This window comes from Pirellulales bacterium (genome assembly GCA_035533075.1).
Taxonomy (GTDB): Bacteria; Planctomycetota; Planctomycetia; order Pirellulales; family JAICIG01; genus DASSFG01.
In genome coordinates this window covers 94,132-109,561 of sequence record DATLUO010000193.1, presented here as the reverse complement: position 1 = coordinate 109,561, position 15,430 = coordinate 94,132, and the positions used below count along the sequence as shown (strand labels likewise).

Annotated in this window: 15 protein-coding genes; 11 read left to right on the top strand and 4 right to left on the bottom strand. The window is 63.2% G+C overall.

Features of this window, described 5'->3' with window-relative positions:
• The first annotated feature begins 5 nt into the window (after positions 1-5).
• From VNH11_24080 to VNH11_24070, 3 genes are read left to right on the top strand one after another with little or no spacing between them, the layout of a single operon-like run.
• Positions 6-1,052 carry a formylglycine-generating enzyme family protein gene (locus VNH11_24080; GenBank protein HVA49467.1) on the top strand — a complete coding sequence of 349 codons (1,047 nt, stop codon included), beginning with the start codon at positions 6-8 and terminating at the stop codon, positions 1,050-1,052.
• Positions 1,049-1,966 carry a hypothetical protein gene (locus VNH11_24075; GenBank protein HVA49466.1) on the top strand — a complete coding sequence of 306 codons (918 nt, stop codon included), beginning with the start codon at positions 1,049-1,051 and terminating at the stop codon, positions 1,964-1,966. The genes VNH11_24080 and VNH11_24075 overlap by 4 nt, the downstream gene beginning before the upstream one ends.
• Positions 1,960-3,339: a hypothetical protein gene (locus tag VNH11_24070; GenBank protein HVA49465.1), complete on the top strand. Its 1,380-nt coding sequence runs from the start codon at positions 1,960-1,962 to the stop codon at positions 3,337-3,339. The genes VNH11_24075 and VNH11_24070 overlap by 7 nt, the downstream gene beginning before the upstream one ends.
• Positions 3,340-3,382: 43 nt before the next feature.
• Here the strand turns inward: VNH11_24070 and VNH11_24065 are convergent, their stop codons facing one another.
• Positions 3,383-3,724, bottom strand: coding sequence for a hypothetical protein (locus VNH11_24065; protein HVA49464.1), 342 nt, complete (start codon positions 3,722-3,724; stop codon positions 3,383-3,385).
• Between the two features lie 543 nt (positions 3,725-4,267).
• Between VNH11_24065 and ribA the strand changes: the two genes are divergently transcribed.
• From ribA to VNH11_24025, 8 genes are all read left to right on the top strand, one after another.
• Positions 4,268-5,479, top strand: coding sequence for a GTP cyclohydrolase II (gene ribA / locus VNH11_24060; protein ID HVA49463.1), 1,212 nt, complete (start codon positions 4,268-4,270; stop codon positions 5,477-5,479).
• A gap of 231 nt (positions 5,480-5,710) precedes the next feature.
• Complete coding sequence (locus VNH11_24055) at positions 5,711-6,715, top strand: hypothetical protein (GenBank protein HVA49462.1); 1,005 nt, start codon at positions 5,711-5,713, stop codon at positions 6,713-6,715.
• Between the two features lies 1 nt (position 6,716).
• Entirely contained in the window at positions 6,717-7,283 is a 567-nt protein-coding gene (locus tag VNH11_24050) for a hypothetical protein (protein ID HVA49461.1), read from the top strand.
• Between the two features lie 7 nt (positions 7,284-7,290).
• Entirely contained in the window at positions 7,291-7,941 is a 651-nt protein-coding gene (locus VNH11_24045; protein ID HVA49460.1) for a hypothetical protein, read from the top strand.
• Positions 7,942-8,211: 270 nt separating this feature from the next.
• Positions 8,212-9,813, top strand: coding sequence for an arylsulfatase (locus tag VNH11_24040; GenBank protein HVA49459.1), 1,602 nt, complete (start codon positions 8,212-8,214; stop codon positions 9,811-9,813).
• A 100-nt stretch (positions 9,814-9,913) separates the two neighbouring features.
• Positions 9,914-10,408, top strand: coding sequence for a UvrB/UvrC motif-containing protein (locus tag VNH11_24035; GenBank protein HVA49458.1), 495 nt, complete (start codon positions 9,914-9,916; stop codon positions 10,406-10,408).
• Between the two features lie 4 nt (positions 10,409-10,412).
• Entirely contained in the window at positions 10,413-11,483 is a 1,071-nt protein-coding gene (locus VNH11_24030; GenBank protein HVA49457.1) for a protein arginine kinase, read from the top strand.
• A 1-nt stretch (position 11,484) separates the two neighbouring features.
• On the top strand, positions 11,485-12,075 hold the full coding sequence (locus VNH11_24025; GenBank protein HVA49456.1) for a hypothetical protein: 591 nt from the start codon (positions 11,485-11,487) through the stop codon (positions 12,073-12,075).
• A 46-nt stretch (positions 12,076-12,121) separates the two neighbouring features.
• Here the strand turns inward: VNH11_24025 and VNH11_24020 are convergent, their stop codons facing one another.
• The 3 genes from VNH11_24020 to VNH11_24010 all read right to left on the bottom strand — a co-directional run bounded on the left by VNH11_24020 (position 12,122) and on the right by VNH11_24010 (position 15,381).
• Positions 12,122-13,012 (bottom strand): xanthine dehydrogenase family protein subunit M, encoded by an 891-nt coding sequence (locus VNH11_24020; GenBank protein ID HVA49455.1) that lies wholly within the window; start codon positions 13,010-13,012, stop codon positions 12,122-12,124.
• A gap of 160 nt (positions 13,013-13,172) precedes the next feature.
• Positions 13,173-13,358: a hypothetical protein gene (locus VNH11_24015; GenBank protein ID HVA49454.1), complete on the bottom strand. Its 186-nt coding sequence runs from the start codon at positions 13,356-13,358 to the stop codon at positions 13,173-13,175.
• Between the two features lie 145 nt (positions 13,359-13,503).
• On the bottom strand, positions 13,504-15,381 hold the full coding sequence (locus VNH11_24010; protein ID HVA49453.1) for an SLC13 family permease: 1,878 nt from the start codon (positions 15,379-15,381) through the stop codon (positions 13,504-13,506).
• Between the last annotated feature and the right edge of the window lie 49 nt (positions 15,382-15,430).

Sequence of the window (15,430 nt, the reverse complement as noted above, 5' to 3'; positions counted from 1 at the left end):
GACGCATGCTGACGACAAATCAAACCTGGTGGTCGCGATGGACGGTGCGCTGGCACGGCCAAAACGACGGCGCCGTTCCGGAAGTCGCGCCCGACGTTTCCAGCATGGAGGCCATCGAACGCGCTCCGGCCGCACCGCTTGCGGCGCCCGATCGCGCGTCGATCGTCGAGAGCATGCTGGCCCAAGGCCGTTACGCGCTCTTGCTTCGCCGCCAGGTCGTCGAGAGTTTATCGGCGGAGCAATTCCAGCGGGCGCGCGAGGCCCTGGAGCGATCGATGGCCACCGTGCCGGGCGGCGTGGTCGATATTGGTCTCCGCAACTACGAAGGCGATGCTGTGGCCGAAGCGCTCGAACAGGTCGAGCCACTGCTCTTGGATCGCTATCCCGTCACGAACCGGCAGTTTCGGCAGTTCGTCGAAGCAGGGGGGTATGCCCTGGAGCCGCTTTGGGACGCCGATATCTGGCCCACGCGGGCCGAGTTGGTTGATTCCGGCGGCGCACCGGGACCGCGCTTTTGGCGCAGCGGCCGATATCCCAGTGGCGAAGACGATTATCCGGTCGTGGGCATCAATTGGCACGAAGCGGCCGCCTACGCACGTTGGGCCGGCAAACGGTTGCCCGACGAAGCCGAGTGGCTCAAAGCGGCGGCCTGGCCGATTCGCACAGGCGACGGACAGCACAGCCAGCGACGCTTTCCCTGGGGCGACACCATCGACCGCGGACGCTGCAATGTCTGGGGATCGGGACCGGGCAGAACCGCCGCGGTCACCCAGTTCTCGGCGGGCGTCAGCGTCGGCGGCGTGTATCAACTGACCGGCAACGTCTGGGAATGGATGAACGGAGACTTCGAAGCCTTCGACGCCGACGGCGCCCCGCTGGAGCTCACGATACCCATGAAGGGCCTCCGCGGTGGGGCGTTCGACACCTACTTTGAGCACCAGGCAAGCTGCCAATCGCCGAGCGGCGAAACCCCGCTGGCCCGCAAGCACAACATCGGCTTCCGCTGCGCCTTGAGCGCGTGCGACGTGGCCCTACCAGGAGCAACGCCATGATCAAGCTCAGCCAGCAACCGCTCGATTCGCTGCGGTTGATCCAGCAATCGAACCAGGCGGCCTGCTTTATTTGCGGAACCGGCAACACTTACGATATGGAGCTGTGCCGCGAATGCTTCGCGCCGATGGCCCTGGCCCATCAGGCCGCCTCACAAAAAATCGTGCCCGGCTTGATCGCCGCGCTGGGCAGCAGCGCCGCCGGCAAGACCGTCTACTTGGGCATGCTGCTGGATATGTTGTCGCGACAGCCCGACCGCTTGCAGTTGCTCGCGCGCGGGGCCTTCTCGATCAACTTGCAACAGACGACCGTCGGCGCGTTGGCCCGCGGTGAATTCCCCCACAAAACACCCTGCGAACCCGATCGCTGGAATTGGGTCCATTGCCAGATACGGACGCGGCCCCAGGCCGCGCCGCTGGAGTTGGTGTTGCCCGACCTGCCGGGAGAAGCGTTGGCCGAAGAACTCGACCATTCACACACCTGTGAGGTCGTCTACCCACTGCTGGCCAAGGCCTTGGGGGCGCTGGTTTTGGTCGACGCCTTGAAGCTCGAGCGCGGCTCGCTCGACGAAGACTATTTCACCATGAAGTTATTGACCTACATGGCGGAGATCGATGGCCGCCGCAACCACGGTTGGTCGAGGCGGCCGATCGCCTTTGTGCTGACCAAGGCCGACGGGTGCGAGGCCTGCTTCGACGACCCGGCGGCGTTCGCCGCGGCGCGGTCGCCGGGCCTCTGGCGGCATTGCTTCGAGCGGTTCGAGAACTTTCGCTTCTTCGCCGCGAGTGTGGCCGGCGGATGCGCCCACCGAGTCAGTCGTTACGGCCGCGTGCGCGTGCCGCTGCGCATTGAGCCGCGCGGCATCGTCGAACCTTTTGAGTGGCTCGTAAAGCAATTGAAGAGTCCATCGTGCTAGTCGAACAAGCGATTTTCACCTCCGCGGATACCGGCCGTCGCGACGGCTACCAGCTCGTGGCCACCAGCCCCGGCGTCGACGAGGCCGACCTGCGCGCGCTGGCCTCGCGCGGGCCGTCGCACGATTCGCTCTGGGAGACGGGCGACGATGCGATGAGCGTCAACTGCTATGCCTTGCCGAGCGGCTGCTATTGTGTCTCGAAGACCACGCCGGCCGGGCAAGAGCACAGCGGCCGCCGCGGGCCGCGCGTGTATACGCAATGCCTCGTGGTCGGCCGCGAGCTGCTGGCCGACTTTGCCAACAATGCGCTGGCGCTCTTGAACGCGGCGTTTGCACAGGGACACCTGCGGGTGCTGGAAGAGATTTCCGGCGATCTGGATCCCTTCAAGCTGTGCGGGCGGGCGGCGGCCGTCGACGAGGCCTTGCTGGGCAACCTGCTGAGCGATCCGGGCGTGCTCTGGTTGCAGGCGGTCGTCGAGGCCGCACTCACCTCGCCGCGCGTCGCGCTTTTGGCGCCGAATCACGGTCCGCGCTTGTTGGCGGGGCTGATGAACTGTCTGCCGGTGGAATGCCGCCTGGAGTTCTCTTTTTCAACCGGCCTGAAATACTCGCCCCGGCGGCCGCTGCGCATCGTCTGCCTGGGAGGTCATTTGGCCGAGCAGCGCCGCTTGGCCCGGCGATACGAGCTGACCATGGTGGAGGTGTTCGGCAGGCCGCCGCGGGAATTCACGGCCACGGCGGGCTGGGGCGGATTTGTGGCCAGCGCGATTGCCGCCGGCAAGACGGCCTTTCTGGCCGAGCAGCTCTCGGCTTCGCGTCCCGGCCTGACGCTGGCCGATCTGGAACCGTTGGGCAATCAATTGCTCGAATGGATGGCCGAAGGTCCACGCGGGCCGTCGACGAACATGTGCGGCCGCAAGCCGCGCGGCGAGCTTCCCGCTGCGCCGGCCGAAGCGTTGCTGGCGGCGGCCACGGGCGACGCGCCCGCCGAAGCGCGTCGGGCCGACGCCGCGCACCTCCGCGGCAACCGGCCCAGCGACGTGCCGGCCCCGCCGGTCAGGAGCGACTGGGCCGACGATCCGGCGCAGGTCGTGGGCGGGCAGTGTCCGGCGGCGATCGAAAAGTTGGAGTTGCTCGACGACACGGTATTCGAAGCGATTGCCGGCAGGCCGGGTGCGCTCGACGAGCTGCGCCGGCTGTGGCCCGAGGTGCAGGCTCAGGTCGGTCCCGATCTGGTGGAAGAATCGCGCGAGCAATACCTGCGTCACGCGCTGCGCGTGTGGCAGGACTGCGTGGCGGGCGATCAAATTCACAACCCGGCGTTGGCGCTGGCCACGATGGACGTGATGTGCTTGCTCTTCGGCGATAGTTAGTTAGAGTGGTGGCCGCCGCGTTCAAAAGCGAGTGTCAAAACGATTATGGCGACCGCGCGGCCTGAAATGCTCGCGTTGGCGTTGTGAACCAAGCGATTTCACCCGGCTTCGGAGGTGGACCGTGCGGTTTCCAGCGGGCCTTGATGTAGTCGATCACCACTTCGGGCGCAAACGGCCAGCGGTGGAAATCTCTCCCATTCGAGTCAGGAAAACCGGCCTCGATCGCTCCGCTCCGCAGCATGTCATACAGCACGTCGAGCGTCTTTTTACGAAGTGCCGCTTCATCTGCGCCCGGCATCTCGTCTCCGACGTATCCGCGAACCGTCCACAACCCGACATGATCGTCCGCCATTTCGGTGAGCAAGTCACGCTTCATTGATTCCATGTTGGCCATTTCACTCGTCATAGAAATTCTAGCTTTCTGATAGGAATGCCGGGGATATTGATATCCATGGTCGGAGGGCCGCTCTTGGAAGACGGACGCAGCCCAACCCAACCGCCATTCGGCAGGTCATACCCTTTTCCAGGATAATTGGCAGGCGTACTCGGGTTGCCACCAACGATCAAATCATCGAAAATCTCATCGGCTTTCTTCCGCCCTCCATGAACTTAACGAACCTTCCTGCCTGAACCTGCGGCCCCTATTGGATTGCCACCGGGCATCAAGATGTCGCCCGGGGATTGAGGAGCGGCTGGTGGCAAATCTGGTTCCTCGCCCTCGTTGCATTCCAACACAGCTAAATGGCTACGCGACGGAGCAGCCACCAACAAATTCTATCGCGGCAAGTGCGGATTTGGTAGAAGATCGAGTCCACTGGGCCGATGAGCCAGCGGATGGACCAGATGGGTCCGCCCGCGACCGGCTAGCTTGATGCCAGCCGGTCCCTATAATGATAGCTGAAGCCACCCGCGGAACCATTCCACCCCTTTGAACACTCGGTTTTCCACCGTTGAATCGGCCATCGCCGCCTTCGGGCGAGGCCAGATCGTGATCGTGGTCGATGCCGAAGACCGCGAGAACGAAGGCGATTTTATCTGCGCCGCCGAAAAGGTCACGCCGGCCATCGTCAATTTCATGCTCAAGCACGGCCGCGGGCAGGTGTGCGTGCCCGTGCTGCCGGAAGTCTGCGAGCGGCTCAAGCTCACGCCCATGGTCGACCAGAACACCGCCCCGCTGCGCACCGCCTTCACCGTGGCGGTCGATCACAGCAGTGCCCGCACCGGCATCACGGCCCAGGAGAAAGCGACGACCATCCTGGCTCTGATCGACCCGCGCAGCCAGCCGGCCGATTTCGTGCGGCCCGGCCACATGTACCCGATCATGGCCAAAGAAGGCGGCGTGCTCCGCCGGGCAGGGCACACCGAAGCGGCCATCGACCTGGCACGCCTGGCGGGCCTTTATCCGGCCGGCGTGCTCTGTGAGATTCTTGGCGAAAGCGGCGACCGGGCCAATCGCGAAGAACTGATCGACCTGGCCCGGCACCACCGGCTGGAAATCACCACCATCGAAGAGTTGATTCGCTATCGTCGGGCACGCGAAAAGCTCGTCTATCGCCAGGCCGAGTGCCAGTTGCCGACGCACTACGGCCCGGCGACGTGCATTTATTACGGCGTCAAATACGAGTCGCAGGAGCCGTTCGCGCTGGTTTTCGGCACGCCGACCACGGTGGCGGCGCCGCTGGTGCGGTTGCACTCGTCGTGTTTGACCGGCGACCTGCTGAATTCGCTGCGTTGCGATTGCGGCGACCAATTGCGGATGGCCTTGGAGATGATCTGCCAGGAGGAAACCGGCGTGCTGATTTATCTGCCGCAAGAGGGACGCGGCATCGGCCTGGCCCACAAGATCAAGGCCTACAGTCTGCAAGACAAGGGCATGGACACCGTCGAGGCGAACCAGGCGCTCGGATTCAAGGCCGACATGCGCGATTACGGCGTGGGCATCCAGATTCTCAAGGATCTCGGCCTGAGCAAGGTGCGGTTGCTCACCAACAATCCGAAAAAGACGAACGCCTTCATCTACGACGGCTTCGACTTGGAAGTGGTCGACCAGGTGCCGATCGTGGCGCCGATCAACGAGCACAACGCACGCTATCTGGCCACCAAACGCGAAAAGCTGGGCCACCATCTGCCGGGAGCGTAACATCATGCCGAGCGCACTGTCAGACCTGCAGCAACTTCGCACGGTGCTCGGGCGCCTGGATGCCGAGCGTCCCGCTTCATCAGAAATCGCTGACGATCGGATGCCGTCTGTCGAGCGGGACGACGGGTTTCAACCCAGGCTTCAATTGGAGTTGTCGAGCCGCAGAGGCAAGGCCAGACTTCTAGTCAGCGGCCAAATTGGGGTCGGACCGAACATTGCGGAGCGGCCGCGGTGCTGTTGGCGATTTTTCGAGATTGTTGGAGTGCAAGTGCCTCGTATGGCGGTGTGCGCCAACCGGAACGGCGCGACATTCGAAATGCAACGATCGAGACACTCGTAGACTGGCTAAAAGGGCAGTACGAAGACGACCGGCAAGGCGTCGTTTTCCGGTTCCACGACATGGAGTACCCTGTGTCTCTGACGGAAGACAGCCGAGACTCGGGGCTGTTGCTGATACTCGGCAAAGCAGCCCTGCACCAGGCGGTTTCTCAGGCCGCCGACCGCTTTGGCCTGATTCCGGATACCTTGCTCAACCAGCTCAATCGGCTACTCAAATGGATACAACAGAAATCGCGGCGACAGCCCGTAATTCTCGTCGACCACGTGGACAAGATTCGCGATCCGGCTGCCGCGAAGGAGGTGCTCGTCGACGCGCACCCTCAGTGGCAACGACTTGCCGCATCATTGGTTATGACGGCTCCGTTCGAATACACGCTTGGTGATCTCAGGCATTCTGTCGAATCGCGTTGGAATTCGCCCTTGCTGGTCTATCCTCTTGAGGTTCCCGACCCAAACAACGGCGCGATTCCGCAGGTTTACTGGAAAATGGCCATAGGTGCGCAGCTTCGCGGCTTGATAGGGGACGAGTCGTTGAGAATGCTCGCTTACTACTCGGGCGGCGTAGCGCGTTACTTCGTTCAGTTCTTGCGCAGTGCTTGTCTGGAAGCTCATTTGGCCGGACACGACAGAATTGAGCCGTCCGATTGTTCGCTGGTGATCAACAATGCGCTTCGGAATTATCAGGACTATTCGCTCAGGCAGCTTGAGCTACTGGGCGAAATCGACGAGTACGGAACAGGCTTAGGCGAGGCGGCGGAATTGCTGCGCTCGCCGATCAGCCTACTTGTTCAGCGTACCTCAAGTGATGAACAGCGAATCACGGTTCATCCACTAGCGCGGCCCGCACTTGACCGCTTCAGACTCAGAAAAGAGGCCAAGCAGAAAGTAGGGAGGTGAGATGGAAAGCGCCGAGCATCTGTTGCGGGTACTCAACCTGAAAAATCGGGGCATACAGGTGCTATTGTGGGAAAGCAAGACCGACTTGGTTCGCGCCTTGTTGGTGCTCAAGGCTGCTCTTGACGGTTTTCCGGACGTACCGGTTTTGTTGCCAAGCAATCAAGTGGCTCTGCAGCGGTTTAGCATTGAGCTCTACGAGAATGTGGATCAGAGCGCGCCAATTCCGCGGCGTTTTCTCCTCGTTCCCCAAGCGAGCGCCGAGTCCGTGGGTGCATGGCTCAACGGCTGGCGTCAACGGCTGGCGGCGTCGCCGGGAACGGTAGTGGTTATTCGCCGGGCCGATTATGCCGCACTCTGTCGACGGGCGCCGGACTTGATGTCCTTCGCGCACTCCGACGTTCATGACGCAACGGGACTATTACCGTTACTCGATTGCAACGCGGTCGGGCGATTGCCCGACCGCCTGCCGAGCGCTTGGAACGAAGAGCTGCATGCCTTGCCAGGCGAAATCCCGGCGCCAGAAGATATCGCTGATTGGAATGAACAGCTAAAGCGCCACGCTGGCTGAGTAATACATGGACTTCCGATTTGAGCGGATTCAGCGGCATCTTGAAGATTGCCTGCTGCAAGCAGGCGTTTTTCAGCGCACGGTAGAAGGGGCCCAGCTTTTCGATGTAGAGATCATCAACAGGGCCGGGGCCAAGTGGTTGGTAATCGCGGCTGGGATTGCCGAAGCGGAATCGCGCGACTTAATTCAGCGCCATCGTCGCGACCGTGCAACGATTCCGATCCAGATTTCGCCGCGGGGGCAAGCCAGCATTCTCCTTGTGACAAGGCCTTACGCGACTGCTGCGCCAGCAGGCGGCGGCAGGTTCGTAACCGACTTTTCGACGGATGTTGGTACGATTGAACTGTACCAAAGGTGCTACATCCGGATCGACGATCTTGAGAGCCCTGCGATTCGGCAAATACGATGGGAACTCGATCCAGTGGAAGGTTATAAACCTCCAATTGAGCCATGGTTGCAGCAATGGGAAAAGATCGTTGGCTGTTACCCGGCACACGCGCCATCGCACTGGCACATAAACTCGCCGCCGATGGAAGAACCAGGCCGGCGGGGCCAGCGCCGAGTAATTATTCCGCCTGAGCTCCGAATTGCCACAGGTCTGCCTAATCCACTTCTTCTACTCCTGTCGATCGCGAATTGGCTAAGGTCGGTGGCGTGAACGCGTGGACTGGTCGTACCGCGAACCGCAAGCAGAAACTCCCTTCTCGCAGACGAAGGGATTGTTATGGCGGCCGTTGCGAACTACGCTGGCCGGTAATTCGCCCGCGAGACAGCCGCGAAACGCGGTCGCGAGAACCGTGCCGAGAAGGGCCCGCTTTCCGTCGCTGGTCGACCCCCGTTGACCCCGACCCCGCTTGCACCCATACTTTGCGCTTGGATACGCCTCGTTGCTTTCTCGTAAGCTCGCAAAGATTTGGTGAAGCCGACCATGAAAACCTCACTGCCTTCACTGCCGTCTTGCCGTTTCGGTCGCAGGCATTTGCCGCGCGCGCTGACGACGCTCATTCACACCGCCGCGGCCGTTGCGATCGTCGGCTTTTCGACTCTTACCGCACTTTCCGGCGAACCGAAAAACCCGCCGAACGTCGTGGTCATCCTGGTCGACGACCTGGGCTACGGCGATGTCAAGTGCCTGAACCCGGAGGGCAAAATTGCCACGCCCAGGATCGACCGCTTGGCGGCCGACGGGATGATCTTTACCGACGCCCATTCCAGCTCGTCGGTCTGCACGCCGACGCGCTACGGCATTCTCACGGGCAGGTACAACTGGCGCTCGCGGCTCAAAAGCGGCGTGCTGGGCGGATATTCACGGCCGCTCATTGAGCCCGGCCGGCTGACCATCGCCCAACTCGCCCGACAACACGGTTACGTCACCGCCTGCGTCGGCAAATGGCACCTGGGCATGGATATGCCGCTCAAAGACGGCGGCGTGGCCGACGACAAGGCCAACTTCGGCAAGGGCTATGCCAAGGCCTGGGACGTCGATTATGCGGGCAAGATCGCCGGCGGACCCAACGCGGTGGGCTTCGATTATTACTTCGGCATCAGCGCCTCGCTCGATATGTCGCCCTACGTGTTCATCGAAAACGACCGCTTCACGGCCGTGCCGACCAAGGAGAAGAAGATTGTGCGGCTGGGACCGGCCGCCGATGATTTCGAAGCCGTGAAGGTGCTTCCCACGCTCACCGAGAAGGCCGTGGCCTTCATCCGAGAGCACGCCTCGGCCGACCGCGACCAGCCGCCCTTCTTGCTCTACTTTCCGCTCAACGCGCCGCACGCGCCGATCGAGCCGACCGACGAGTGGCGGGGCAAAAGCGGCATCAACGACTACGCCGATTTCGTGATGCAAGTCGACGACACCGTGGGCCGCGTGCTCGACGCGCTGAACGACCGCGGCGCCGCCGACGACACGCTGGTCATCCTCACGAGCGACAACGGCTGTTCGCCCGTCGCCGATTTGAAAACGCTGGCGGCGCACGGCCATCAGCCGAGCTATGTATTTCGCGGCGCCAAGGCCGACATCTACGACGGCGGACATCGCATTCCGTTCATCGCGCGGTGGCCGGACAAGGTCCAGGCCGGCGGACAGAGCGACGCCTTGGTGTGCCTGACCGACGTGATGGCCACGTTTGCAGACTTGATCGGCGAAACGTTGCCCGCCGACGCCGCGGAAGACAGCGTCAGCATTTTGCCGGCACTGCTGGGTAAGGCCGAGCCACCGCGGCGCGAGGCCATCGTGCATCACTCGATCAACGGCTCGTTTTCCATCCGGCAAGGAAACTGGAAGCTGGAACTGTGCCGCGATTCGGGCGGCTGGAGCGCGCCCAAGCCGGGCAGCAAGGAGGCCGCCGGGCTGCCGCCGGTGCAGCTTTACGACCTGGCGGCGGACATCGGCGAGCGGCACAACCTCTATGATGAACACCCCGAAGTGGTCGAACGGCTGACGGCGCTGCTCGACAAGTACGTCGCCGACGGCCGCAGCACGCCCGGCATGCCGCAGCCGAACACGACGCCGGTCCACGTCCATTGACACTGTGGGGGGCACTGATAGAATTCCCGCAGAATCGAATGCCCCAAACAGCGACCCGATCAGCCGGTCTTTGTCGGTCGCCACGCGTGCGGATCGAAGAATGAAGTGCCAACGCTGCGACAAGTCGGCCACGTTTCACATCACCGAGTTGACGGGCGGCAAACCGCAGGAACTGCACCTTTGCGAAGAGCACGCCAGGCAATATCTCACCGAGTCCGACGACCAGCCGGCCGGAAACCTGGCCGGCGCGCTGGCACAGCAGCTTGTGGGCGGCACTGCCGAAGAGTTGGCCAAGCTCGATCAGCAGGCCTGCCCGATCTGCGGCATCACCTTCTTTGAATTCCGCAACCACGGCCGGCTGGGCTGTCCGCATGACTACGTTTGCTTTCGCAAGGAGTTGGACCCGCTGATCCTGAACATCCACGGCGAGAGCGCGCATGCGGGCAAGCGGCCGCGCCGCACCACCGGCGGCACCGACGAACAGACGCAGTTGATCCGGCTGCGGCGGGAGATGAAAGAGGCCATCCAGGGCGAAGACTACGAGAAGGCTTCGCAGTTGCGTGACGAAATTCGGCAAATCGAAAGGTTGTCGTGACGCCGTGGAACTAGAAGAATTGGCACGCACGAGCGGCGAGTGGCTGCGGGGATCGGGTCCGGAATCGGACATCGTGATCAGCAGCCGCATTCGGCTGGCCCGCAACCTGGCGGAGTTCGCCTTCATCAGCCGGGCCACGCCCTCCGACCGGGCCGAGATCGAACGCATGCTGCGCGACCGCGTGATGCGGGCGCCGGGGGCCGCCGAGTTGGTCTACTTCGACGTCAACAAGCTCGAAGGGCTCGACCGCCAGTTTCTCGTCGAGCGGCAGCTCATCAGCCGCGAGCACGCCGAGGCCGAAGGCGCCCGTGGCGTGGCCATCGACCCGCAAGAGCGCGTCAGCCTGATGATCAACGAGGAAGACCATCTCCGCATTCAAGTGATGCACAGCGGGCTGGACTTGCTGGCGGCCTGGGAGCAGATCAACACGATCGACGACCTGGTCGAGTCGCAAGTCACGTATGCCTTCAGCGATCGGCTTGGTTATTTGACGGCCTGCCCCACGAATGTCGGCACGGGCATGCGCGTGAGCGTGATGCTGCACTTGCCGGCGTTGGTCATCACGCGGCAGATCGAAAAGCTGTTCCGTTCGCTACAAAAGATCAGTCTGGCGGTGCGGGGGCTGTACGGCGAAGGCTCGCAAGCGATGGGCGATTTTTACCAGATCAGCAACCAGGTGACGCTGGGGCGCACCGAGACCGACCTGGTAAAGCAGGTGGGCGACGTGGTGCCGCAGATTATCGACTACGAGCGCAAGGCCCGTGAGTTCTTGATTCGCGAGAGCCACGAAACCCTGCACGACCGCGTGAGCCGGGCCTACGGCATCCTGCGGACCGCCCAGACGATCAGCTCCGAGGAGACCATGCATCTGCTGTCGAGCGTGCGGATGGGCGTGAACCTGGGACTGATCGCCGACCTGGAGATACCGCTGGTGAACAAGTTGTTCATTTACACGCAGCCGGCGCACCTGCAAAAGCTGACCGGCAGCGAGTTGGACACGGCCGACCGCAACATCGAGCGTGCCCGCTATCTGCGGCGGCACCTCAACAAAGAGGATGGGCCGCTGCAGAACTGACATGCCGCTCGAAGTCAGCAAGGGCGATTCTCGGCGAAATGATGTTGTTTTTCCGGCAGCGACCGTGCCCGATTCCGGCGCGACTTGCGAGCCAACGAGCCGCACTCTCCTGTGGTGCCGCGCGATTGCCAATTTAGGTTGGCTGGCGATGGTGGCCCTCGGGCTGTCGGCGTTGAGCGGGCACTCGTTCACCATCATGTATGCGGCGACGATCGGGGCGGTGCTCGTTTGCGCCGGCCTGGCCCTGGCGTGGATGTACTTTTGGGCCACGAACGAGCGAGCGCAAGGCGGGCAGTTCGCCCTCAGCTCGCTGCTGTTCTTGACCACGTTTGCCGCCATCTACTTCGCCGGCATCCGTTGGGTGGTGGTCCACGTCGAGGCACACGTGCGGCAAGCATTGCCGTGGAGCGCCGTGCTGGGCGTGGGATTCGGCTGCACGTTGGTGTTCCTTTTGACCTGCCCTGCCGTGCTCGGCCTCACGGAGTCGCTGCTCTGGTTCGGCGTGTGGCTCGTGCGCTGGCCGTTCGCCCGTCCCGCCTGGCGGTTCTGCTTGCGATGCCGTCAGCGGTTGCGAACCCGATTCTCCGCGTAAGACGCGCGCATCACTGCGGCATTCCCGGTAGGATCGCTGCGGCCATTTAGCTTTGATTCGCGTGGCGGCCCCTCGCCCTCTCAGCCGCCTCAGCCAGGGCCCGCTGGGCAATTACGCCGACGAGATGCACTCGGTAATCGGCCGGGCCACGCATATCGGTAATCGGCCGGGCAACGCTGCGGGCCAAGCGGCCGGCCTCGGTAAACGACTCCAGCGTCGCCGGCTTGCCCGCCAGCCAAGTCGCGGCCTCGGTGGCGGCCAGCGGCGTGGGAGCCACGGCGGCAATGCCCAGCCGGGCTTCGTCGATGTTCTTGCCACTGGCATCGAGCCGCAGCCAGGCGCCGACGCCGACCACGGCGATGTCCATTTCGTTGCGGGGAATGAACCGCAGATAGCGCGAACCGCTGTGCGGCTGCGGCGGCGGAAAATCGAGCGATACCAGGAACTCGCCGCGCTGCAAAACGTTCTTGCCCGGCCCGGTGCAAAACTCGGCCACCGGCGGGCTACGTCGTCCGCCGGGGCCGGCGATCTGGCAGACGGCGTCCAGTGCGATCAGCGACGGAATCGAATCGGCGGCCGGCGACGAGTTGCACAGGTTGCCGCCGATGCTGGCCCGGCTTTGAATCTGCCAGCCGCCGATGATGCGTGCCGAATCGGCCAGCGCCGGATAGGCCGTCTTGACCGCTTCGTTTTCGTAAATCTTGTAGCACGGCACGCCGGCGCCCAACCGCAAGCCGCGCTCGCGGCTGAACGACAGTTCCATCAGCTCGGGGATTTTCTTGACGTCGAGCACCAAGTCGGCCTCGCGCAGCCCTTCGCGCAACTGCACGAGAATATCGGTGCCGCCCGCCAGGATTTTCGCCCGTTCTCCACGGGCGGCCAACAGGCTCACGGCCTCATCGACGCTGGTGGCGGCGGCGTATTCAAAGTCTTTCAAGGTGGGAACTCACAGCAAAGACCAGGGGGTTTCGTCGGATGCTTGAAACCGCAATTTGACGCCTTGCGGTGGGGGCTGTCAAGCAAGAGCGAATCGCTTCGGCATGGGCGGCCTCGATCCTCAATTAACGTCCGGAGGTTGCCGCGTCCGCCGCGTCCTTTCAACCGCCCCGCCGCCATGCCGCGTCCCACATCCGTTTCATCCAGCGCGTAGAGCGGTCTTCCAGCAACTCGCGGGCGGCGTCGAGCTGGGGACCGTCGGGAACCATGCGCTGCCAGAGGTCGTACCAGGAACGAGCGGCGGCGATGTTGCGGCGGGCATGACAGAGACGGATCTCGGCAAACATCAGCGCCGAGAATTCCGTGAAGTGAAACCGCCGCCGGTCGCGCAGCGGCGCGAGCTCCGCCTCGGCGGAATCACGCGGCGCATCCCGGGTAGTGTCTTAAAGCTGAGTTGGTCCCACCTACGACGATGAGTCGTACCGGCGATTACTAAAACGGCCATAAAAACGGCGCGAGCAGCACCGTAATCACACCGATCAACAGGTCCAGCGGCACGCCGACTTTCAGATAGTCGCTGAAGCGGTAGCCGCCCGGACCATAAACCATCAGGTTCGTTTGATAGCCGATCGGCGTGGCGAAGCCGGCCGAGGCGGCCATCATCACCACGATCACAAACGGCATCCAGTTCACCTGCAGGCCCTCGGCGGTTTTGACGGCCATCGGAAACATCAGCGCGGCCGCGGCGTTGTTCGTGATCAACTCGGTCGCCAGCAATGTGGCCAGGTAGACGATGGCCAGCGAGGCCCAAGCGTTTCCCTGGGCCAGCCCGATCATTTGATGGGCGATCATCTCGGCGGCCTTCGTCTTTTCCAACGCCGCGCCGATGGCAAACGACGCGGCGATGGCCAGCAACACTTCCCAGTCGATGCTGCGGCGGGCCAGCGACACCGAGCAGCAGCGCGTGGCCAGCATCAGTCCCCCGGCCAGCAGCGACGCCTTGAACATGCCCAGCGACGTGAGGCTCGCCAGCAGCACCATGCCGATCAGGATGCCCGCCGCCACCAAGGCCCGCTCGTGCCTGGGCGGCTGCGAGTCTTCCAGCCGGCTGACGAGAAAGAAGTCGCGGTTGTTTCGCTGCTGGTCGGCGAACGCCGGGTGCGCTTCCAACAGCAGCGTGTCGCCGGGCGCCAGCACGATGTCGCCGATCTTCTTGTTGATCCGCTCGCCGTTGCGGGCCACCGCGATCACGGCCGCGTTGTAAATCGAGCGGAAGCGGCCGTCGCGGATCGTCTTGCCCACCAACGGGCAACTATTCGACACCACCGCTTCAATCAAGCAGCGCGACGAACGCGGGGCGGAGAGCTTGAACACCTGGTCGGTGGCCGGCACCAGCCCGCGAATCTTTTGCAAATCGAGCACCGAATCGACCACGCCCACAAACACCAGCCGGTCGTTGCCGCGCAACCGCTCGTCGGGACTCACGGCCGGCAGAATAAACCCTTCGCGGTCGATCTCCACCAGGTAGGCGCCGGGCAAGTGACGCAGCCCGGCCTCTTCGATCGCTTTGCCCACCAGCGGGCTGTCGGGTTCGACCAGCATCTCGACGGTATACGAACGCGGGTCTTCCAGATTGCTCATGGCCGGTTTGCGGTCGGGCAACAGCCACCACGCCGCCACGGCCATGAACCCGCAACCGAGGACCGCCGCCGGAAGGCCCACCCAGGTGATGTCGAACATCGCCAGTCCGTCGGCGGGCAAGCGGGTCTCTCGCTCGAACTTCTCGCGCGCCTTGGCCTCCGGCATGCCCGCCTTCACGTCGGCCGCAATGCGTCGCTTGGCTTCTTCTTTGACCTGTCCGTCGACCACCAGGTTGGTGCTGGTGCCGATGAGCGTACACGTGCCGCCAAGGATGGCCGCGTAGCTGAGCGGAATCATCAACTTCGAGGTGGCGATGCGGTGCATCTTCGCCCAATCGGTCACGGCCGGGATCAGCATGGCCACCAACGGCGTGTTGTTCATAAACGCGCTCAGCCCGGCGGCGGGAAACATCAGCCGCACGATGGCGTTGAACGTCGATTTCGGCTTTCCGAACAGGCGCTGTGCGATCCAATCGACGCCGCCGGTCTGGCGCACTCCGGCGCCGACGACATACAGGATGCCGACCGTCACCATGGCCTCGTTGGCCAGGCCGGCCAGCGCCTCGCGGGCATCGAGAATGCCCGTCAGTACGAGCAAGGCCACGCCGCCGACCAGCACAAAGTCGGGCGGCAGCCGCGACCAGATCAACAGGCCGAAGACAAGAGCCAAGTCGAGCAGCGTCAACTGGGCGGGCGTTAGAAGCCCCGCGACTCGATCGGCAAACAGCATCTCAACGACCTGGACTGAAAGCAACGGAGTGGACTTTATAGTCTAGCCG